This window comes from Chitinophaga eiseniae, assembly GCF_012641265.1.
Taxonomy (GTDB): Bacteria; Bacteroidota; Bacteroidia; order Chitinophagales; family Chitinophagaceae; genus Chitinophaga; species Chitinophaga eiseniae_A.
The window spans coordinates 233,855-255,597 of the sequence record NZ_JABAHZ010000004.1 but is presented as its reverse complement, the minus strand read 5'-3'; the positions used below and the strand labels follow the sequence as shown (position 1 = coordinate 255,597).

Annotated in this window: 15 protein-coding genes; 2 read left to right on the top strand and 13 right to left on the bottom strand. The window is 48.2% G+C overall.

Annotated features, from left to right (window positions below; all coding sequences use genetic code 11):
• Positions 1–25: 25 nt before the first annotated feature.
• Together HGH91_RS18135 and nudK are read right to left on the bottom strand one after the other, a co-directional pair.
• A complete protein-coding gene (locus HGH91_RS18135; protein WP_247651771.1) occupies positions 26–796 on the bottom strand; it encodes a helix-turn-helix domain-containing protein in 771 nt (256 codons plus the stop codon).
• A 62-nt stretch (positions 797–858) separates the two neighbouring features.
• Positions 859–1,437 (bottom strand): GDP-mannose pyrophosphatase NudK, encoded by a 579-nt coding sequence (gene nudK, locus HGH91_RS18130; RefSeq protein WP_168740219.1) that lies wholly within the window; start codon positions 1,435–1,437, stop codon positions 859–861.
• 57 nt (positions 1,438–1,494) lie between these two features.
• Between nudK and HGH91_RS18125 the strand changes: the two genes are divergently transcribed.
• On the top strand, positions 1,495–2,241 hold the full coding sequence (locus HGH91_RS18125; protein ID WP_168740218.1) for a DeoR/GlpR family DNA-binding transcription regulator: 747 nt from the start codon (positions 1,495–1,497) through the stop codon (positions 2,239–2,241).
• Between the two features lie 24 nt (positions 2,242–2,265).
• Here HGH91_RS18125 and mrdA read toward each other — a convergent pair whose 3' ends face one another.
• From mrdA to HGH91_RS18070, 11 genes are all read right to left on the bottom strand, one after another.
• Complete coding sequence (gene mrdA / locus HGH91_RS18120) at positions 2,266–4,218, bottom strand: penicillin-binding protein 2 (protein WP_168740217.1); 1,953 nt, start codon at positions 4,216–4,218, stop codon at positions 2,266–2,268.
• 122 nt (positions 4,219–4,340) lie between these two features.
• On the bottom strand, positions 4,341–5,240 hold the full coding sequence (locus HGH91_RS18115) for a hypothetical protein (RefSeq protein ID WP_168740216.1): 900 nt from the start codon (positions 5,238–5,240) through the stop codon (positions 4,341–4,343).
• A 60-nt stretch (positions 5,241–5,300) separates the two neighbouring features.
• On the bottom strand, positions 5,301–6,413 hold the full coding sequence (locus tag HGH91_RS18110; RefSeq protein WP_168740215.1) for a glycoside hydrolase family 76 protein: 1,113 nt from the start codon (positions 6,411–6,413) through the stop codon (positions 5,301–5,303).
• Between the two features lie 32 nt (positions 6,414–6,445).
• Complete coding sequence (locus HGH91_RS18105; protein WP_168740214.1) at positions 6,446–8,239, bottom strand: RagB/SusD family nutrient uptake outer membrane protein; 1,794 nt, start codon at positions 8,237–8,239, stop codon at positions 6,446–6,448.
• A gap of 18 nt (positions 8,240–8,257) precedes the next feature.
• Positions 8,258–11,635, bottom strand: a complete 3,378-nt coding sequence (locus HGH91_RS18100; protein ID WP_168740213.1) for a SusC/RagA family TonB-linked outer membrane protein — start codon at positions 11,633–11,635, stop codon at positions 8,258–8,260.
• Positions 11,636–11,732: 97 nt separating this feature from the next.
• Positions 11,733–12,671 carry a FecR family protein gene (locus tag HGH91_RS18095; RefSeq protein ID WP_168740212.1) on the bottom strand — a complete coding sequence of 313 codons (939 nt, stop codon included), beginning with the start codon at positions 12,669–12,671 and terminating at the stop codon, positions 11,733–11,735.
• A 148-nt stretch (positions 12,672–12,819) separates the two neighbouring features.
• On the bottom strand, positions 12,820–13,410 hold the full coding sequence (locus tag HGH91_RS18090; protein WP_168740211.1) for an RNA polymerase sigma factor: 591 nt from the start codon (positions 13,408–13,410) through the stop codon (positions 12,820–12,822).
• 152 nt (positions 13,411–13,562) lie between these two features.
• Positions 13,563–15,011, bottom strand: a complete 1,449-nt coding sequence (locus HGH91_RS18085; protein ID WP_168740210.1) for a SusD/RagB family nutrient-binding outer membrane lipoprotein — start codon at positions 15,009–15,011, stop codon at positions 13,563–13,565.
• A 19-nt stretch (positions 15,012–15,030) separates the two neighbouring features.
• On the bottom strand, positions 15,031–18,483 hold the full coding sequence (locus HGH91_RS18080; RefSeq protein WP_168740209.1) for a SusC/RagA family TonB-linked outer membrane protein: 3,453 nt from the start codon (positions 18,481–18,483) through the stop codon (positions 15,031–15,033).
• A gap of 125 nt (positions 18,484–18,608) precedes the next feature.
• The gene (locus HGH91_RS18075; protein WP_168740208.1) at positions 18,609–19,520 is read right to left on the bottom strand and encodes a FecR family protein; all 912 of its coding nucleotides are present in this window, start codon (positions 19,518–19,520) and stop codon (positions 18,609–18,611) included.
• Positions 19,521–19,605: 85 nt separating this feature from the next.
• Entirely contained in the window at positions 19,606–20,136 is a 531-nt protein-coding gene (locus tag HGH91_RS18070) for an RNA polymerase sigma factor (RefSeq protein ID WP_168740207.1), read from the bottom strand.
• A gap of 286 nt (positions 20,137–20,422) precedes the next feature.
• Here HGH91_RS18070 and HGH91_RS18065 point away from each other — a divergent pair, with 286 nt between their 5' ends.
• Positions 20,423–21,739 (top strand): sensor histidine kinase, encoded by a 1,317-nt coding sequence (locus HGH91_RS18065; RefSeq protein ID WP_168740206.1) that lies wholly within the window; start codon positions 20,423–20,425, stop codon positions 21,737–21,739.
• The last annotated feature ends 4 nt before the right edge of the window (positions 21,740–21,743 follow it).

The following is a 21,743-nucleotide window of genomic DNA, read 5'->3' as shown; positions in this document are numbered from 1 at the left end:
TACCGAAAATACAGACTTTGCGCTACTACCACCAGTCGGCCGACTGGAAAAAAGCCTGGGGCGATTGTCCCGTAAATCCTTTAAAGTCTTTAATGAAATGCGCCTGGTCGAAATACCCGGCGCTATAGGCGGCGGCCGTCAATGAAGTATGCGGCGTATAATGTGCCAACAAGTGCCTTAATCTCACTATAGCAGCAAACTGTTTGGGCGAAGTACCTACGCTACGCCGGAAGCGCTTTTCAAATGCATCCTGGCTGATAAATAGCGAAGTAGCCAGGGACTTCATTTTGATATGCCCGTCCGTCGCTTTTATTTGCGCCACCGCATGGTGAATCAATATGTCGGGTTGCCTGACCAGCTCTCGTTGAAGAAACCGTTCTACGATAGCTATCCACTGCGAAGGCTGCGCAGCTTCGCTCAACTGTTCTTCTACCATTTCCAATTTTCGTAGCTGTACCAGGTCATCCAATGGTAAATGCGTATTAAATAATTCGTGTAAAGGCGCTTTGAAAAATGCGGCGGCCCCTCCTTCCTGGAATATAACCAGCAACATGGTGGTGCCCGGCGCGTAACGCAATAGCCTGGCGGATTTCCGCAGGCCCGATATGCCCGTTTCTGATAATGGCGTCAACAGTGATTCCTGTCGCAGGCTCACCGTTCCCCGGATACGGAAACTCATCACCACCGATGTATCCGGCAAAGTATTATTCTCTATCCCTTCCTCACTTTCTATTACCAGGAAAGTTTTGACGAAAGGAGCGAGTAGAGGCGATGGTGAATAATGGGCCATTTTCATATGCTGCCGGATAATACCTGCAAAGATAAAATGTTTTCCCTACCAACGCCCCTTTCATTACCTTAATCGAAAATGCGGTGAAGCGCCGCATATTGCAGCAACATAATAGTTTTGGCATCCTTAATATCGCCACTGCGGATCATTTCCATGGCCTGCATAAACGGCAGCTCCAGCACCTGTATATTCTCCTGCTCTTCTGCCAACCCTCCTCCTTCCTGCACTTTCTGCGCAGCGGAATAGGCCGCCACAAAAAAGTGCAAAATCTCTGTAACAGAGCCGGGCGACATATATGCCTCAAACACCTTACGCACATCGGTAACAGCATAGCCGGTTTCCTCCATGGTTTCTCGCCGGATACAGTCCTCCGGGTTATCGGCATCGAGTAGCCCCGCACAACATTCTATCAGCATGCCCGATGCGTTGCCATTGATATAGGTAGGCATGCGGAACTGCCGGGTGAGTACTACAGTTTGTTGCTCCTGGTTATACAGGAGAATGGTAGCCCCGTTCCCACGGTCATACGCTTCCCGTTCCTGTTTCACCATCACGCCATCACTCCCCTTCATCTCGTACGTAATCTTCTTCAATGTATACCAGTTGTCGGATAATATGGCTGTTTCGAGAATGTTGATTGCTTTCATATAAATTGATCGTTTTTGATCGTTTTTGATTACATTTGATCAAGTTAGTCATTTCATATGAATTTCCAACAACGAAAAAATAAAATACTGGCGCAACTGGCATCCCGGGGAGAAGTGGATACCCGGGAACTTGCGCTGGCCCTGGATATATCGGAAATTACCATCCGCCGTGATCTGAACCGGTTATCCGACGAAGGGCAATTATACCGCACCCACGGTGGCGCCATCCCCGTAGATCAGCCCCCGCTTCCATTTCAGTTTACACATAAAGCTACGGCGAACCAATCCGCTAAAGATAATATCTGTCGCAAGGCAGCCGCCACCATCAACGATGGCGACATCATCTTCATGGATTGTGGCAGCACGGTTTTCCGCCTATGCCAGTTTATTAAAAACCGGAAAATCAAAGTGATCACGAATTCGATGCCCGTTATCCAGGCCCTGCAAAACACAACGGTATCTCTCAATATCATCGGCGGCGAATATGATGCAGCGCGACAAGCCATTCATGGCAGCATGGCCATCGAACATATTGCCCGCTACCAGGCGCATAAAGCATTTATTGGGGTAGATGGATTGTCGGCTAAAGGTTTGTTTGCGCATAGTGAAAAGGAAGCAGACATGGCACTTGCATTGGCCCATCATAGCCATACCACTTACCTGCTCTGCGATGCCTCCAAAATCAACAAACCTTCTTACCTCCATTTTGCACCGCTGGAAACGGTACAAACCATCATCACAGATGCCGCTCCCGACCAGCTCCAGTACTGCAAAAAGAAAGGAGTAAAAGTAATCACTGTATAGTAGGTCATTGCTGTAATAAGCCTACTAGTGAAAATACTGTTTTAATATATCCGCCGCCGTTAACGCGCCCGTAGTCGTATTCAGCGAATCAATCTTCGAATTCAGCTGCTTTTCCGCCGGAATGGTACTACTTTCCAGCATCCGTTGCATAATAGCCATTTTGGAAGCCGGCAGGGTATCCTTCAGGTATTTTTCCATCATCAGGTTGGCGATAGGCACGGCAAACCGGGCGCCGGTACCGGCATTTTCCACAATCACCGCAATGGCTATACGGGGATTATCCCGGGGCGCAAAAGCGACAAATACAGAGTGGTCTTCCAGGTCGACCACCTTCCCATTTACCCGGCCCCGGTTCTGCGCCGTGCCGGTTTTACCGCAAACGGCAATCCCGGCAATTTGAGCACCCCGGCCAGTACCATGTTCTATCACATCTTCCATCCCATAAATAACAGAATGATAGGCGGTATCAGACACATTGCCAATGGCATGTTTTTCTTTATATTTTTTCAGCAGGTCGGAATGATCATTATCGATCGACTGCACCAGGTGAGGCAGGTAATAATATCCGCGGTTGGCAATCATGCACATCACATTGGCCATTTGCAGGGGCGTTACCGCTACCTGGCCCTGCCCCATTCCCACATATAATTCAGAACAGGAATTCCACTGTCCCCGGTAAAGCCGGTTCAGTACCGTGGTATCCGCCACAATACCGCCGTTTTCCCCCGGGATATCAATGCCCAACTTATGCCCCAACCCAAAGCGGGTCATGTATTCCCGCCATTTGGTATGGCCTTTCTTTACGCCTCCCCATTTGTCGGCATCTACTTCCATACGGTACAAATGAATAAAATAAGCATTGCAGGAATGCGCCATCGCCACCCGCAGGTTAGCGGCATGCCCTGCCTCACTGTGTAAACATTTTACCACATGCCCGCAACTGGTATAGGCTCCATGACAAGGATAACCAAACCCGGGTGTAATCAATCCCTCATCCAGGGCCACCAGCGCCGTTAATGGCTTCATCGCCGATCCCGGCTGATAGGTAGCCTGTATGCCCCGGTTGAGAAAAGGCTCTGTAGGATCGCTAAACAACTTACCCACGTTACGGGTACGGGAACTGCCGGCCAACAGGTTGGGATCAAATACCGGTCCGCTCACCATGGCCAGTATACCGCCTGTTTGCGGATCAATGGCCACAATACTACCTACCTTATTGCGCATCAGGCGTTCGCCCAATACCTGCAATTCTATGTCCAGTGATAAACGAAGATTCTTTCCTGCTATAGCTGCAGTATCAAATTCGCCATTTTCCAATGCTCCCTGCGGACGATTCAGGTTGTCTTTAAGGATGTACTGCGTACCCCGCTGCCCCATTAATACGGCTTCATAGGTCTTTTCCAAACCAGTTAATCCTATATAGTCGCCCGACTGGTAATCCTGGTAGGCACTCATTTTCAACATCGCCGGCGATATCTCCCCGATATACCCTAATATATTGGCAGCAGCCTTATATGGGTACGACCGGATGGGCCGGGGCACCAGTTCAAAACCCGATTGAAACAAATACATGCTCTCCTGTAAACGGCTATACGTAGTGGCCGACAATAAGCCTGCAAACACAGAAGGCCGCACCCTTCCATTCTTTTTAATGGCATCGGCGATACGTGACCGGAATTCTGTTTTATCTATTTGCAGGATATTACAGAGATAAGCAGTGTCAATTTTCTTAACAGCAGCAGGCGTTACCACCAGGTCATAAAGAATATCATTACTTAAAATACTTCGGTTCTGCCGGTCAAAAATAATTCCCCTGCTGGGGTATACTATTTTCCTGACCACCGCATTGGCATCTGCCAGGCGGACATATTTCTTTTCTATTACCTGCAGGAACAATAACCTGGCAGTAATGATCAGTACTAAAGCCGTAATAATGAGTATGATTACGCGTTTTCTGGGTTGATGGTAAACGGACATGGGAAGTAATGACTGGGCGGTTTTTACACGTCACAAAGCTATTTCAATAAAATAGCACGATGTAAAAATTATAGATGAACGGCCATTACAAATGATGAGGTTACCAACTTTATTTTACCAGCTCAAGACCGCCATTTACCAATCTTTTTAAAAGTACCATTCACGCCATCCCAGGCATATTTGCTGGATACGTTGATATTAGTTTTCATAACAGGATTACCATCCTTATCATCTTTATCGGTCGCTTCTTCTTCTTCCACATGCCAGATAATGGTATCTGGTTCTCCGCCTTTCTCTACCGGGAAAATAAAAGATTCATCATGATAATAAGCGCCGGCATCGCCTACACACATTCTTTCCGGTAAAGCTACCAGCCGGCCGTCGTTCAACCAGGCAAAGTAATGGTAGTTGGTAGGGATACCGCAAGCTTCGCCTCCAAAGCTCAGGACCATGATGTATTGTACATTGGACAATCCTAATCCGCTCATTACTTTGGGCTCTGCAAAGTTGGCGGCTTCATCGTCCATCATGCGGAAGGAATTAGTGGCGATTACTTTTCCACCCTGCACCGCTTTAATTTTTACTAAAAACTGTTTCCCGGGATTTTTACTGCCATCATCGTATACCAGGATGGTATCCACACGGCGTTCCATCCCCGCCACCAGTTTAAGCTCGCCCCGGCGCATTGGCGCCAGCGATATGATGCCCTGCCAGAGAAAACCTTCTTTATCCTGCCCTTCTTTTTTATACTTAATTTTTATCCAGGGCAATTTCATGCCCCTGAGATTTAATACTTTGTCGGTGATATCGGTAATGGCAATTTCATCGCCGGTATACAAAGTATCTATCGGGGCTTGCCTGGTATCAGCACTGGCACGTACAAACGCTGTATCACCATATATGTAGCGGGATTGGTCGGCAAATAAACCCCAGGTACGACCATCTGTTTCTTCCTGGGCAAATACAGTACAGGTTAGGAAAGAGAGGATACAAACAAAACAAAAAAAGAACATCGTCTTCATATGGTAAAAAATATTGAAGTGCAAAAGTAGCACTTTACCTTATGAAAACGATGTTCCCGTTTATTTCGCCGGCGGGCAAAGCTGCATCATATACACGGCACTGCTGGCCTCATATGATTGCAGTTCACCGGTAACGCACGGCACTTTATAATTACGGTAGGTAAGTCCCCGGGCAGCATCCCGGTTCCCCCAGGCAGCATTGATATTCTGCTGTACCCAGGGCAGAAACTGGGTTTGTCCGCCATCATTGATCAGCATCATGATATACTGACCGAAGATAGCTTTCAGCACGCCCTGCTCATTCCAGTCGCCCTCCGCCGGCAGTATACCATTTACATCGCTCATGGTTTTCTGTGTATAGGTAGCCGCCAGTTTCGCCTGATCAAGATAAGCCGGTATACCGGTGGCTTTGTATAACATCACGGCGGCCCCAATAAAAGTACCCTGGTTGTAGGTATAATCCGACCAGCCTTTATGTCCATTTACATTATTGTCGGCCACCCTGCCGGTACTCGCATCATACAGGTTATTAACGCCCCAGCTGTATACGTCTTTAGCCTTTTGCAGGTAAGCGGCATCGTGGGTAATATTGTACAGGGTTATAGCACCTATTACGGTAGGGAAGTTGATGCAGGCATTTTTTCCACTGTGATTAAAATCCCAGAACATGCCGCCGTTTACCGGGTCGTAGGAACCCTCCCATACCCGCTTGAATCCCGACAAGGACAGGTCGAGGTAGTTCTTATTTCCTGTGAGCTGATGCGCCCTGGCTAAAGAAATAATCCACCACATCATATCATCGTAGATAAACCACTCTTTGGTATTGTTCCAATTATAATGGTCATAGCGGTTAAAGCCTCCCTGGAAAATATCATTTACCCGCTGGAGATCTGCCGCATTGCCGCTGCGCTTATATACGTTCATGGCCATGTCCCAGTAAATGGCCTGGGTCCAGATGGCGCCGATCGTCTTTTGTGCAGTAGTAGCATAATACAGCTTATCGCTGCTGCTGTAGAAATATTGGTTAAACGTATTATAGGCCGTAGTAGCGTCTTTCAGCGTAAAAGAAACGCCTTGTACCGGGGCGGGCCCCGGTACATCATTTTTAGCGCCGCTACGGGAACAATTACTATGTAACAGCAAAGCTGCAAGCAATATAAAGGTTCGTTTCATAGCTGTTTATTTATTGATTGTATCAAGCATTGCTACCATCCCGGGTTCTGTATCAGCTCACGGTCATTGTCTACATCATCGGATGGGATCGGGAAAAAGTAATGACGTTTATTAAATACACGGGTCTCGAAAGGTACTACTTTCAGGAAGTCCGGCAAGTCGGCACTGATATTCAATCCGTAAATAGGACCATTTTCTGTTTGCTCTGCCATCTTCCAGCGACGCACATCAAAGAAACGATTGTTTTCAAAGGCCAGCTCCACACGACGTTCTTTACGGATGGCGTCTCTCATAGCTGCCTGTCCAATGGGCGCCGGTAATGAAGCCGAGCCATACTGTGGAATACCCGCTCTTTCCCGGATCAGGTTAATGTATTTCAACGCATCCGGGTTACCCGGATCTGCTTCATTTACACACTCTGCATAGCTCAGGAAAATTTCCGCCAGGCGGATCAGCATCAGCGTACGACCACCGATATCCCATTTATCTAATCCCATGGCTTTACGAACGATGTAACCGGTAGGCGTGTAATCATTACCTCCTGTTTTCTTACCGGAGTTACCCGTATTATACAGGCGGGTCACGATATTCGGATAACTTTTATTCAGCCAGATGCTGCCATCATAAGTGATGTTTACATAAAACCTGGGCTCGCGGTTTACCCACTGGTTATAGATGCTCTGCGTTACCTTGTCGTTAGGCGCCCGGAAATCGGAGTAACCGGTTTTCACATAGCCGGACAACGGATCATCGATGCTCCGGCCATTCTTCGTAAAAAATGCGTCTACCATGTTTTGCGTAGCACCCAAACCACCACTGCCTCTTACATCCCTGGAATCCTGCCCGCTGTGATAAGGCGTCATTTCGTACTGGCGGGAGCCAAGAGAGTTATCCGGGCGGGCCAGGATCACTTCCGGGTTCCAATCGGTCAGGAATACATCGCGACAGGAAAGATACGGATCAAAATTACCATTAGCATCATTCTTTGTAAAGAGGTGATAGGTACCCGGTACAAATTCATCGATAAAGGCTTTATAGGCTGCGGCCGCATCCTTCCATTTCTGGGGATTATAGGTCTGGCCGATCAACTGCTTACCATCCTTATTTTTCAGGACCGCCAGGTCGGTATTGCCATTGTACAAGGGACTGGCCCCATACATCAGAGCATTGGCCCGGAAGGCCAGCGCAATGCCTTTGGTAATATGTCCCAGCTTATCGGAAGAATAATCTACGGGCAATATTGCCGCCGCTTTCTGTAATTCGTCTGCTACATAGTTCACACATTCCTCAAAGGAATTGCGGGGAACCTGCAGGGTGGCGTCTACCGCTACCGGTTTTTCTCCCATTAATACAACGGGACCGTATATACGCATCAGGTAAAAATAGTACATGGCTCTCAGCGCGCGGGCCTGGGCCTTGGCTTGTTCTTTCAGCTCCGGCGTAAGATCAATGATTTTATCGGCATTGTCGATAAATACGCTGGCAGCGCGGATACCTTTATAGAAATTTCTCCAGTAATCCCCTACAAAACCTGACTTGGCATCCCAGTTACCAATGTTTACATCGTTCGATTGTACAAAGCCCCATACGTAATCGGCTTCATCGCAACCGCCGGTCCATAGCCCGCGGTTGGTATTGTCGCCGGGATTACGCTGCCCGAATTCATCAGGAATCCTGCTGTATACGTTGTCGAGGAAACGCTGGGCAGTTGCCCAGGTACGAAACGTTTCTTCAATGGTTAACCGGTCGTCTGGCACCTGGTCCAGGTATTTTCTACAGGAAGATAATAATCCTATAGCCAGCAAAATATATAATAGCTTTTTCATGATCAGTGACTTATGTGATTAAAACTTCAGGTTAGCGCCCAGCGAAATCGTGCTTACATTAGGGTAAGAAGAGCCGTTATCTGTATTCAGCTCAGGATCCCACAACTTAAACTTGCTGAAGGTGAGCAGGTTGATACCATTGAGATAGATAGCCGCATTCCGGATCCCTATGCGCTGTAACCAGCTACCAGGGAGGTTATACGCCAGCTGCAACTGCTTAAGCCGGATAAAGCTCACATCTTTCACCCACCAGGAACTGGCCTGTGTATTGTTTTTGTTCTCCGCTTCTCCATAGGCGAGTCTTGGATAAAAGGCATCCTGGCGGGGATTGTCTTCTGTCCACCGGTCGGCAGCAATGCTGAAGGCGTTGGTAACGCCGCCACCACCGTTGAAAGGAATCACGGCACTGCCGGATAACAGGCGGTCGGCATCGGATAGGCCCTGAAAGAGGAAAGTGAGATTAAATCCTTTATAGCTGATATCTGCGCCGAAACCATATACCACAGCCGGCACATCGCCGCGGCCAATTTTTGTAACATCGGCAGAGTTGATTATACCATCACCATTCAGGTCTTTATACTTGATATCCCCTGGCTTTACCTGGGAGCGGTCGCCAGGCACCGCGCTTTTATCTATCTCCCCCTGATCTTTAAACAATCCTTCTGCGATATAGCCATAGCGGGCGTTTACATTGTTGCCGCGATGCTCCATCCAGGGGTACAGCTGTGGCGGACGGTCATCTTCTATCAGCTTATCTTTATTCCAGGTAATGTTGCCCTGCACATTTACGGCCACCTGTCCTATCTTCATGCGGTATTCGAGGTTAGCATCCAATCCCTGGTTGTCGACTACCCCCAGGTTACCAAACTGTTGATTTTCCAATCCCATAAACATCACATTGGAAGCGCGCTGCAGGAAGATACCGGTACGATGTTCTTTAAATACGTCCAGGTTCACTCTCAGGCGGTCGCCCAGCACCACCATTTCTACGCCCAGGTCTTGTTTGTTGGACACCGACCAGCGCACATCGGTGGCGTAGCGGTTAATACTGATACCGCGGCCGTTGTCTACGAAACCGGTTCCATATTTATAGGTGTTGTCGTTGGTATTCAGGTTGGTGATATACAGGAACCTTTCCCGCGCACTACCCAAACCGGTGTTACCATTGGAGTAACGGAATTTCAGGAAGGAGATCGCGTTTTTCAGCGGTTCAAAAAAGCGTTCGTTCGATACTACCCAACCCACGCCAATAGCGGGAAAGAAACCATAACGATTTTTCGGTGCAAATAATTCTGAACCGTTATAACCGAAATTGAACTCCGCAAAATAGCGGTCATCGTAAGAATAGGCCGCCTTACCTGCTATGCCCAGGTAACGTTCGGGGATAGAGTTAATGAAATCGCCGGCCAGTGTATTGGTCTTATCGCTGGAATAGAACAATCCCAAACCGGTAACATGATGCTTACCAAATCCGCGATCGTAGTTGATGGCGGCTTCTGTATAAAACTGCCGGCTGGTTTGACGATCGTTGTTGGCGTTGTCAAATCCCAGGTAATCATCTCCCACAAAAGTTTTAATCAGGTTCAGCGAACCATCCGGCTTGTAGGGATTATTCATATCCGGGTAATAGGTGTCCTCTCTCTTGGAACGGATAATATAGTTCTGGTTGTAGGTATCAAACGCAAACATCGCTGTTACCGACAATCCCGGTGTAAGGGCTTTCAGGTCCTGGGTAGCACGGATATTGGAATACAGCTGGTTTTTAAACTCATTGCGGTATCCGCGGCGGGTCAGGTCTGCATAGGGATTGCGGAAACCGCCGTTGGCAGATTGCCCCGGTACCAGGTTGCCCGGGTACATAATAGGATAAGCTACTGGTGAAGCATCCATGGCACTCTGGAAGATATCGTGACTGGGAATGCCGGGGTAGTTACCATTGGAGAAGTATCCCTGTATGCCCACATCCAGTTTAGTCGTTTTAGTGACCTTCAGGTTGAGATTGGACGTGAAGTTATAGCGGTTGTACTTCAGGGAAGAGTTGTACTTTGACAGCTCGTCTGTTTTCAGGAAACCACTTTCATTAAAGTAGCCGAGTGATACGTAGTACTGTGCATTTTCCACGCCACCGCTGGCATTCAGGTTAGCGCTGCGGGTATGGCCATATTTATTAAATACAGCGTCCATCCAGTTTACATCAGGGTACAACAGCGGATCGGCGCCTGATTTTGTTTTATCAATTTTTTCCTGGGAATAGATTGGGTTCTGGTTACGGCCGGTAGCCGCTTCATTGGCCAGGTTCATATAGGTAATACCATCCAGCATTTTAGGCCTTTTGGTAAAAGAGTTGACGCCCTCGTTGTAGTCGAAATAGATCTGTGGTTTACCTACCTTACCGGTTTTCGTTTTCAGCAGGATAACGCCGTTGGCCCCACGTACGCCATATACGGCTGTGCCGGCGGCATCTTTCAGGATGGTAAACGATTCAATGTCTTCCGGAGAGATGTTATTGATAGCGCGTTCTACGCCATCCACCAATACCAGTGGCGTAGATTTGTTGCCGTCGCCAAAGGTAGCGATACCACGGATCCAGATATCAGCACCGCTTTTGCCGGGCTCGCCGGAGCGCTGTACACCCACTACGCCGGAGATACGGCCTGCCAGCATAGTAGAAATGTCTGATGCCGGCTGTTTGAATTCACTGGGATTGATGGTAGACTGTGCACCTACCAGGCTTACTTTACGCTGGGTACCGAAGCCTACTACCGCTACTTCCCCGAGCGATTTGCTGGCGAGTTTCAATTGCAGGCTGATCACCGTTTGGCCACCTACCGTTACTTCTGCTGTTTCATAACCGATAAAGCTAAAAGCCAGTACCGCATTATCCGGGTTCACCAGGATTTTGTACTTACCTTCCGCATCGGTGGTGGTCATGGTGCTCACACCTCTAACGGCTACGCTTACACCGGGGAGTGGTTTGCCGGTTTCATCCCTGATGATCCCGGACACTACTACCTCCTGGCGGGCAGGGTTACTGCTGGATGATGCCGGCGTATTCAATTTACTGATGACGATAATATTATTCACTTCCGCGAATCCCAGCGATTTGTGCTGCAATAATTTTTCCAGTACATAGTCGAGTCGCTCGTTGGAAAAAGAGTGCCGGTCTACTTTATAGGCACTGATCAGTTGCCGGTCGTAAGCAAAGGTTATCTTCGTATGCCGGTGCAAATCGCGCAATGCTGATTCCAGGCTACCGCTTTTCAGGGCGATGGTAACGCTGGTTTCATGCAGTATTTGTCCTTGTCCTGCGTATACCGGCAATAGGGTCGGCGCACAGGTTAGCATTAAAACGATGACCAGCATTCGTTTTTTAAATTCTTTTACAATTTTCTTCATACGTGGTTAGGCATTAATTGTTAGCATTAACAAAAGGTTCCATTTACGTGGCATTGCTGTCTTTTTTGCGTTTAGCTTTTGGTGATATATTTATTGGTTACTCGTAAATCACGGTATGGGGGCTTACTACCCGTACTTTCAGGTGATGGATGGCTGCCAGTACCTGCACTGCTTTTTCCGGATCCATGCCAGTGGGTAGTTCTGTGGTATACCGGGTCGACTTCACATGATCTGCCGTGGTGGAGATGCTGATGCCAAAGTTCTTTTCCATCAGTATCACCATATCATCGAACGATACGTCATTAAATACCAGTCTGCCTTCTTTCCATCCGGGTAAACTTTCATCTACCGAGGCCACTCTCATTTGCCGGTTCGCTTTATTATAGATGAGTTCCTGGTCGCGTTCCAATACCTGTAGTTGCTCATGGTTGGTGGCGATGCGCACTTTTCCGGATACCACGCCTACGGTGAGCGTATGCATGTCTTTATAGGCGGCTACATTGAAGGAAGTACCCAGTACCGTAGTGCGCACAGGGCCGCTTTCTACGATGAAAGGCAGGTCAGGGTTCGTTTTCACGTCAAAGAAAGCCTCCCCATCGATGAGTTGCAGGGTTCTTGTTTTGGATAAATCTTCCGGCACCCGGATGGTAGTACCGGCATTCAGGGCCAGCAGGGAGCCATCTCCGAGGTGAATGGTAATTCTTTCACCCACGCGGGTGGTATAAGTAGCATAACGTGGCGCCCTGCTGCGGGAATGAAACATAAACCAGGTGGCGCCGACGCCTGCCAGTAACAATATAGCCGCTGCTGCGCTGATCCAGGGCCGCCTGAGATAAAACGTTTTAGCCACTACAATTTGCGGTTGTATGCCCCGCCATATTTCCTGTTTTACCCGGGCCTGTTCTGCTTCGTCCATATTGGGCAACACATCGGCATCAAACAGTTGATACCACTGGTCTACCGCCTGTTGCTCCTCCCCCGAGGTATGCCCCAGCATATATTTTTTAAAGAGTTGCCTGATTTTACTGACTTCCAATGCCTGCGATTTTATTACTTATCTGAAAAAATTTGATCTGGTACTAGTCCACTGAAAAAAAAATTTTACCCGCCAGTCTACCGCACATACTTCTCCCCTGGTTGATCATAACCAACAGCAAACAGGTGACCAGGATAGTAAGGAACGATTAATGGTTATTATGTATGTGGAAGAACAGGTATAGCAATACCAGGGTCCAATCGCCCGTAGAAGAGGCTTTGAGGGAGGTGCGGAGTCTTTTCAGCGCATCCGTCAGCTGGTTTTTCACCGTTTGCTCCGATAATTGGAGCATCTGTGCAATATCTGCAATGGTATGATCATCTTCCCGGCTCAGGCGGAAAATCTGTTGCATCCTGGCCGGCAGCCGCCCGATCTCCGCCTCAATACGGGCCTGCAACTCCTTCGCTTCCAGGGTATCTGCTGTTATTTGATTTTCAAAAGTGTCGAAAAAACCGGCCCGCTTAATTTCTGTGGCAGTAAACGCATAGTGACTGATCACCCGGTACCGGATGGCGGTAAACAGGTACCGTCCCAGATCCCCTTCCTGCTTCACGCTGATCTCCTGCCTCCTTCTCCATAAAGTGATCATCACTTCCTGTACCATATCTTTTGCCTCATCTTTATCCACCCGCTGACATGCCTTTAAATAAAGGGCCTGCCAGTATTTATCATAAATAGATTCAAATGCGGCTGTGTCATCCTGCCTTATAAGCTGTAGTAAATCACCATCGCCCATCATTATTGCGCATATTAAGTGGGTAAATACCCCGGAAAAATAGTGATAATCTTTGGGATAGCATAAAGGGGCACGCAAAGACACAAAGAAGCAAAGCAACAGAGGATATCATATCTTCTGTTGCTTTGCTTCTTTGTGTCTTTGCGTGAAACTTTCTATTGCTTATCCCACCATACCCGGCTGCTCAGGTCATCCGGGCCGCCGAGGCGTTGCACGGCTGCATCGTAATGCGCTTTATTCAGCAATGCTTCCCTGGAAGGGTACCCATGGCGACGGGGAATCTGACCATCGCGGGTTTGTGCATTGGCAGGTGGCTGCAACCTGGGGAAACCTGTTCGTCTCCATTCATACCAGGCTTCCCAGCCGTTGAGGAACAGGGCCACCCATTTTTGGGTACCGATCTGCTCCATCGCATGCGCAGGATCATAAGCTACACCAGGGGTAGCAATGCAGGTGGCATAGGCCGCATCGGTGTATACGCCAAACTGTTGCAGGGAATATTTAATACCGTTGAGATAATAAGTGGCGGCATCAGTATCGTTGCCGGGTATCCAGCCCAGCTTCACCGCTTCCGCCAGGGCAAACTGTACTTCGGCAGCGGTATACACATACACCGGCGACTCCGGCTTACGCATCCCCGCGCCCAGCATAGACATAGCGCCAAAGTTGGTATTGATGACGCCATAAGGTTGCCCGTGGTATAAACCATCTCCCGCTTTATCGCCAAACTTCGGTAAACGGGGATCATTATTAGCCAGCAGCATATCTACCAGCGTTTTGGACAACGCATAGGGGTTGTTGTCTACCCGCCAGCTGTACGACCAGTAGTTTTCATTATTCTGATCGCCTGCCAGGTAATTGTACACCACGTTGTCCTTATTATCCGTGATCACGCCATCTGCCAGGGCGGCATTAAACTCCGTCTTTCCTTTGACAGCATCTATTTTCGACAAACGCAAGGCCATCACCAGGCGCATGGTATTGGCAAACTTTTTCCATCTTGACGGATCACCTCCGAATAAAATGTCTCCCTTTACATTTACGCCTCCATCAAACTGTGCTGCCGCCGCTTTTAATTCTTTGAACAGGTCGTTGTAAATATCCTGTTGCTTGTCGTAAGCAGGGGTAAGATTATCGTTGCCTTTCAGGGCTTCAAAATAAGGTACATCTCCCCAACGATCGGTCAGGTGTAAAAAGAAATACGCCCGGAGGATACGCGCCACCGCCAGCTGGTTGGCATTGGAGCCAAACGACAGCGCCTGGGCCTTCCTGGCCGGATCGGAGTTAACACTGATCACTACCTGCAAATCGTTTAATGCTCCCTGGTAGTACCCAAAATCCCAGTTACCTTTTACGTATACCCCTTCCCGTTGATAAGTCATTTCAGATAAATGTTGCGCGTATAAAGGCGCTTCCCGGATAGGGCTCCCGCTGCTGCCGCCAATGGTGGAGGCCATATCCCTGATAACATTGGTGAGCAGGTAACCGGTATAAGGCTTCGTAGGCATGTTGGGGTTGGTATTAATATCCCCGAAATCGCCCGGCTTACATCCGTACAGTGATAATACCAGCAATAGTATATAAGTAATATATTGACGCTTCATAAGTAAATGTTTTGATAGCCTACAATACCAGTTTCAGGTTAAAGCCAATGGTGCGGGTAGCCGGCACCTGTCCCCTTTCTTCCCAGAAACTTTCCAGTTCGGAAGTGTCGATGCCTTTCAGCGCGGTATAAATCAACCATGGGTTCTGTGCATACAAGGCTACATTCAGGCTGTTGACGCCCAAACGCCTGGTCCATGGCTTTGCCGCAAAAGTATACCCCAACCGCAGTTCCCGTAGCTTTACATAACTGGCGTCGAAAATAAATGGCGGCGCTACTTTGTTAAACAGGTAAGTCCAGTAGTACGTACGTGCTTCTACGTAGCCATTAAACGGCGTACCATCGGCCAGCACGCCATCCGGCTTGATACCGCCGCCCTGGGCTACCGGCAAACGCCAGTCAATACCTTTGTCGTTGGTGCCTACGGTAGACGGATCCAGGCCGGTGCCCAACAGGAACATCTTGGTGAGCGACAGGAATTTACCGCCTACCTGGTAATCGATGGAGAAGGAAAAGTCGAAATTCTTATACACAAAGGTGCTACCCAATCCGCCGGTAAACTTAGGCAGGATAGAACCCAGTGGCTGGTTTTCGTTGGTTAGGTAAGCGCCATTGGCGTTGAGTATGGGTTTACCATTCGAGGCACTTTCTATCGGTTTACCATTGGCATCTTTGGCCTGGTAGTACTGGAAGGTAGGCCCTACCAGCAGCCCCCATTCAGCGCCTTTGCGGTGATCCAGCTCCAGTCTTAATCCATTTTCCCGGGAAGCAGCCAGGTAGTTATCCATATTGGCCGCCAGGTCAATTACCTTCGATTTGTTGGTGGCGATATTAGCATACAGGTCCCAGTTGAAATCACGATGTCGTATGGGTGTTGCCGTTATAGCCAGGTCTACTCCTTTACTCTGTATTTCTCCCAGGTTGGTCAGGTAGCTGCTGTAGCCATTGGTTTCGCTGATCTGCAGGCTGGCCACCTGTTTGGTATTTTTATTTTTGTAGACGCTCACATCAACGCCTACACGGTTATCGAAGAGTTTCAGCGCAAGTCCCGCTTCTATGCTGGTGCTCAGCGATGGCGACAGATGAGGATCTATCAGCTGGTCGGGCGTATTCAATGTGGGGGAACTGCCGTAAGGGTTTTGCAGGTTGTACCCGGTGTTGATGGCGTAGATACCGGCATCTGACCCTGCCTGTGCCACACCTAATCTTACTTTACCAAAGTTCAGCCAGTTACTCTTCGGCAGCAGCTCTGTAAAAATAAAGCTACCCGATACGGAAGGGTAGAAATAATAGTTCTTCGCAACCGGCAGGGTAGATGACCAGTCGTTACGACCGGTTACATCTATATACAACAAATGCTTATATCCCAGCGACACCTTACCATATACGCTTCGTACTTCCTGTTCAAAGTAATCGTTGAAGGCATTGGGCCGTTGGTTAGAAGCGGTGATGGCGTAGAGGTTGGGCACACTTAACCCGCCTATGGTATTGGCTTCATTACGGATCATTTTATAATGACGGATATTGCCGCCGAGCAACGCATCTACCGACCAGTCGCGTAATTGCTTGTTGTAGTTCAGGGTCATTTCATAGTTGAACTCACGCGGCAGCGAAGAGCCGGATTTGTACCAGTCCTGCTTTACCGTACCAGATGCGATGCGATCGTCGTAATCGTCTACCATGATATCGGCCCGTACCAGCGACGTTAACTTCAGGTTGGGCAAGATCCGGTAGTTGAACCCGGCGTTACCAAACACGCGGAAGTTGGAGTAGCGACGATAGCTTTCATAGTACACGCTGTAGGGGTTATCGCGCTTGCGCGGACGTAAGGCGGTAGCGGAATCATTGCCATTAGGCCCCAGGATATTCCAGGTCCGGTAGGTGCCATCCGGTGTTTTGTAGGGCCACAACCGCTTCATATCCACAGAGCGTTGAAACTCCTGGTTAAACTGCGCCATGATACTCCGCTGATTGGAATTACCGCCATCATAAGGTTCGGCAATCTGTTTGGTAGTCACGACATTAATGTCTGCAAAAACAGAAAACTTATCGGTTACATCAAACGTGCCGGCAAAGTCGATAAAATTACGTTTACGGTTGGCGTTGGGATAAATAAGATCCCGGTACTGGTTGGCATACGATAAACGGTAAGACGCCCGCTCAGAGCCACCGGAAAAAGCTACGCTGTTATTGAGATTGATGCCCGTGCGAAAAAAGTCGCGGATATTATTGGGATGTGACACAAAGGGTGTTTCTTTACCAAAATCCTCGCCAGGGTACCAGCTAAACCATTCTCTCACCATGGTACCATCCATTTTCGGGCCCCAGCTCTGGTCCATATAATATTGCACCATTTTTTGTCCGTCGAATCGTTGCCAGTCGGCCGGGTGTTTGCTGGGATCAAAATGGAATACATCAAAATTGGTATTATCTCCGGCGCCGTAAATATTCTGGTATTGCGGGATCACCGACAGTTTTTCAAAAGCGGTACCGGAATTAACTTCCACCCGCATACGCTGATTCTTTTTGCCTGTTTTGGAAGTCAGCAACACGGCGCCAGCGGCGGCGCGGATACCGTATAGGGCGGTAGCGGCAGCGCCTTTCAGCACAGAAATAGACTCGATGTTGTCCAGGTTAATATCAGTATGGGAAATGATGGTACCATCCAGTACGTAAATCGGGGAACCGCCTCCCAGGCTGTTGGCGCCGCGTATCCTGATACCGGCATCGCGAAAGGTGGAGCTGGGAGCGCCTACTAATTGGGCGCCGGCAATCTTTCCTGCCAGCGCTGTTTTGAGGTCGGTGATCTTGCTGGTACCTACCTGTTCTCCGCCTATTTTCTGTACAGCATATCCCAGCGAACGTTCCTCTCTTTTGATGCCTAAAGCTGTTACCACTACTTCTCCCAGTTTTTGTAAATCCCCTTCCATGTTAACGTTCAGGGTACCTTCTTCCGCAACAGGAACTTCCTGTTTTTTGGAACCGGTTAAACTGAATACCAGGGTAGATGGTACGCTTTTCAGCTTAATGGTATAGTGTCCGTTTTCATCGGTAACGGTGCCATTGTTGGTGCCCTGCTCTATAACAGTTACACCGGGAAGAGGGCCGTTTTTGTCGGTAACGATACCGCTGGTTTTCTTCGTGGGCCTGCCGGGAGCGGCATCCTGCGCCGCACCCGGTAAAATGACGATTATGCCCGACTGTTCATTCACCACCGATTTTGTGTTTTTCAATATACTGGCTAATATCTCACGCAGGGTTTTGTTGTCGTATACCTGCCGGTTTACCGGGAAATTCTTTAGCTGGTTGGCATTGTAGGCAAAATTGAGCCCGGTTACCTTTTCAATTTCTTTCAGGGCGTCCAGTGCATTGCCGGCGGCAATGGTCACATGGGGGATCTTTTTGTCGAGCTGCGCGCCGGTTTGCCCTACCATGGTAGTGCTCCAGGCTAAGGGCAGCAGCCATAAAAACAATCGGAGTACTTTTGCCCTAAATAATTGGCAAATAGGTATCCTTTCTCTAATTTTAGAAATGAGAATCATGAGCTTACATTTTATGTGAGAGTTTTTCAGCAGCATTCGTTAGGGCGAATGCTGTTTTATTTTACATAGACGTGAATTTTGTTTTGGTCGTCTTTTTTTCCGAACCGCACACTACTAATGGTTTCTACAATTGTCAGCACCTGCGGCAGGGGCATGCTGGCATTGAAGGTGATTGTTCGCAGCGAATCGTCGGGCAGTGAATGCCGGTCAAACGTTACTCCGTAAATCATTTCCAGGCGTTCCAGGATAGCAGATAAAGGTTCTTCCCGCATGATGATACGGCCGCTGGTCCATTCGTCTCCCTGTAGTCCTTCATCATGACTGCTGGTGAAATGGCCGGTTTGGGCATTTACCAGCATCATATCTGCCGGCAGCAGGTTGCCCAGTACTTTGCTGGTAGTACCTATCTGTACCTTTCCTGTTTTCACCGTAATCCTCACTGTATGGGCGCGGGCATATTTCATGACATTAAAAGAGGTGCCCAGCACCGTAGTGCTGATACTATCGGTAAGCACCCTGAAAGGAATAGTAGCGTTGGTATGTACGTCGAAGAAGGCTTCTCCCTGGTACAGGGTGACTACCCGGTCCTTTTTATTAAAGGCAGTACTATAACTGAGCCGGGTACCGGCATTTAATATAATAATGGAACTATCGGGGAGCATTACCCGCTTTTGTTCCCTTGCCCCGGTGCTGATCCAGGTAAGGGTGGCAGGCGCATTAACGGAGCGTTGTTGCCATAGCCAGGTAATACCGGCCAGCAGTAAGAGCGTAGCAGCAGCTACGGCCATGCGGACCATGCTGATAATGCGGCCGGTACGTGGCGCCGGCGCTTCCGCCCTCGCCATAATGCCGCTGAGCAGGCGTTGTTGCGCCTGTTGCCGCTCTTCTTCCGAAGCAAATGGCGTGGCCTTGTTCTCCTGGCTCAGCCGATCCAGGAAGTCAGCTATTTTTTTGTCTCTTCGCCGCATAATAACCGGTATGTGTATACGAAGACAATCGGGCGGTTATTTTTTGATCAGGCGAATGCCGCATTTAACATTTCATTAACAAATACTATTTTCGGAGGAGTCGTCGCTTTACATTGGCGAGTTGATTACGAACGGTATGTTCTGAAAGCGAAAGTTGATCGGAAATTTCTTTGATATTATGGCCTTCCAGGAGATAAAGGCGTGCGATGGCCCTCATTTTTCCAGGAAGCGCCTCCAGGTGGCAAAGTAGGCGCTGTATATAATCTTTCCGGTCTATGGTAGCATCTTCCTCTGCCAGCTGGCCCATACTGTTGAATAGCGCCTCGTAATGCGCATTTTTCACGGCATTGGCTTTTAGGAAATTATAGATCCGGTTTTTAAGACTTTTATAGAGATAGGCTTTTACATGATGGTCTATATTAAGACGTTTCCGCCGGTCCCAGATATGCAAAAAAAGCTCTTGCAGTATATCTTCTACAGGCGCTTTGTCTTCCAGTATCTTCCAGGCATACCCATACAACTCCTCCCAGTACCGCATATACAATGCTGTAAAGGCCTCCATACTATCCTCCTTGATAAGATGAAACAGTGCTATGTCTGTTAAATGGGTTGTCATATATTGAATGATCGCACCTGACGAAATTACTTTTATCCGTTTACCGGGTAAACGAATGTTACATTATTAAAACATTAATTAAGTTGGTCTGATTTATGCCATAGGGGGGCAATGTAGCGCAGACAATGCTTTTCATAACGGCTGAAATTATATTTTGGTTGTACAACGATTCTTTTTGAAAATTAATCAAATTGTAAGAAGAAATCTGAAAAAAAATGACATTTCAATATCCTGATTACCTTATATACCGCTATACCAAAGAAAACTTTTTGATTAAATTCGTATCATGTCAATAAACAGTAACCGGAATCTGTCGCAACGAGTACAAGGAATGGTTCATAATATTGTCGGTGATCCACTTCATTTTTCCCTCGAGAACCGCATTTTTAATACCATTTGCGCCATCGCCATCTTTATTATTACTTTTAATATTCCTTATAACTATGCCACTGGCCTGACCGTCACCTCCCTGATATTTTCGATCCTTACGCTGGTATTCGGCTTTATCTATTACCTGTCGAGGTTCAGGAAGCAGGTAAACCTGGGAGTAGCCCTGGCGGTGATCAGCATCAACGTGATGTTTGCCATCAACTACTTCTATAGCAGCGGCATAGAAGGTGCCTCTTTGCTATCCTTCACCCTGGCCTTTTTCCTGATCATGGTGATTTCCCCGGCCAAACAATACTACTGGTGGCTGGCCTTCAACCTGGTGACTGTAATCGGGTTAATTTGCTACGAATACTATTACCCCAATGCCGTAGTGAACGTCTATAAAACCCGCGGGGATATTTTTGCAGATATGACGCCTACATATATCACCTGCATACTCGTCATTTTTGTAGGCACATTCTACCTGAAAAATGCATACAACCAGGAGAAAAAAAGAGGAGAAGAAAAAAACCGTAAGCTCGAGCTGCTGAACTCTGAAAAAAGTAAACTCTTTTCTCTTATCTCCCACGACCTGCGTAATCCCCTGGCCTCGATACAGTCGTACCTGCAGCTGATGCGGGATATAGAGCTCGACGCGGAAAACAAGGCCCAGATAGAAACAGAGCTGCTGTATGTTGTTAACAGCACCCAGGAAATGTTGTATAACATCCTGGTATGGTCTAAAACTCAGATGGATGGACTTAACACCCATCTCACCCCGGTAGATGTAGCTACAGCCATACACCCTATCCTGAAAATCAATAAAATGGCGGTAGCTAAAAAGAAGATCGCCCTCGATATTAATATAGATGCCTCCATCAAAGTAATGGCCGACATGAATATGCTACAGCTGATTGTCCGCAACCTGGTAGGCAATGCGGCTAAATTTACCCCTGCCGGCGGGGCTATTTATATCCGTACCAGCAGAACCGCCGATGCCAAATGCCGCATTGAAGTAAAAGACAGTGGTAAAGGAATCGATCCGGCCAGGCAGGCAGATATATTTTCGCTGAAAGTAAGGTCCACCTTCGGCACCGACAATGAAAAAGGAATTGGCCTGGGATTATTTCTCTGTAAGGAGTATACCTTAGCGCAACAAGGACAGATCTGGTTTGAAAGCAACGAAGCAGGCGGCAGTTCCTTTTTCCTGGAACTTCCCCTGGCCGGCAATTAACCCG

What these genes read in the sequence shown, in the direction of transcription:
- HGH91_RS18065 (WP_168740206.1), top strand. Translation starts at nt 20,423, where the DNA reads ATGTCAATAAACAGTAACCGGAATCTGTCGCAACGAGTACAAGGAATG.
- HGH91_RS18090 (WP_168740211.1), bottom strand. Translation starts at nt 13,410, where the DNA reads ATGATGGGCGATGGTGATTTACTACAGCTTATAAGGCAGGATGACACA.
- HGH91_RS18125 (WP_168740218.1), top strand. Translation starts at nt 1,495, where the DNA reads ATGAATTTCCAACAACGAAAAAATAAAATACTGGCGCAACTGGCATCC.
- HGH91_RS18115 (WP_168740216.1), bottom strand. Translation starts at nt 5,240, where the DNA reads ATGAAGACGATGTTCTTTTTTTGTTTTGTTTGTATCCTCTCTTTCCTA.
- mrdA (WP_168740217.1), bottom strand. Translation starts at nt 4,218, where the DNA reads ATGTCCGTTTACCATCAACCCAGAAAACGCGTAATCATACTCATTATT.
- HGH91_RS18110 (WP_168740215.1), bottom strand. Translation starts at nt 6,413, where the DNA reads ATGAAACGAACCTTTATATTGCTTGCAGCTTTGCTGTTACATAGTAAT.
- HGH91_RS18085 (WP_168740210.1), bottom strand. Translation starts at nt 15,011, where the DNA reads ATGAAGCGTCAATATATTACTTATATACTATTGCTGGTATTATCACTG.
- HGH91_RS18070 (WP_168740207.1), bottom strand. Translation starts at nt 20,136, where the DNA reads ATGACAACCCATTTAACAGACATAGCACTGTTTCATCTTATCAAGGAG.
- HGH91_RS18135 (WP_247651771.1), bottom strand. Translation starts at nt 796, where the DNA reads ATGAAAATGGCCCATTATTCACCATCGCCTCTACTCGCTCCTTTCGTC.
- HGH91_RS18075 (WP_168740208.1), bottom strand. Translation starts at nt 19,520, where the DNA reads ATGCGGCGAAGAGACAAAAAAATAGCTGACTTCCTGGATCGGCTGAGC.
- HGH91_RS18100 (WP_168740213.1), bottom strand. Translation starts at nt 11,635, where the DNA reads ATGAAGAAAATTGTAAAAGAATTTAAAAAACGAATGCTGGTCATCGTT.
- nudK (WP_168740219.1), bottom strand. Translation starts at nt 1,437, where the DNA reads ATGAAAGCAATCAACATTCTCGAAACAGCCATATTATCCGACAACTGG.
- HGH91_RS18105 (WP_168740214.1), bottom strand. Translation starts at nt 8,239, where the DNA reads ATGAAAAAGCTATTATATATTTTGCTGGCTATAGGATTATTATCTTCC.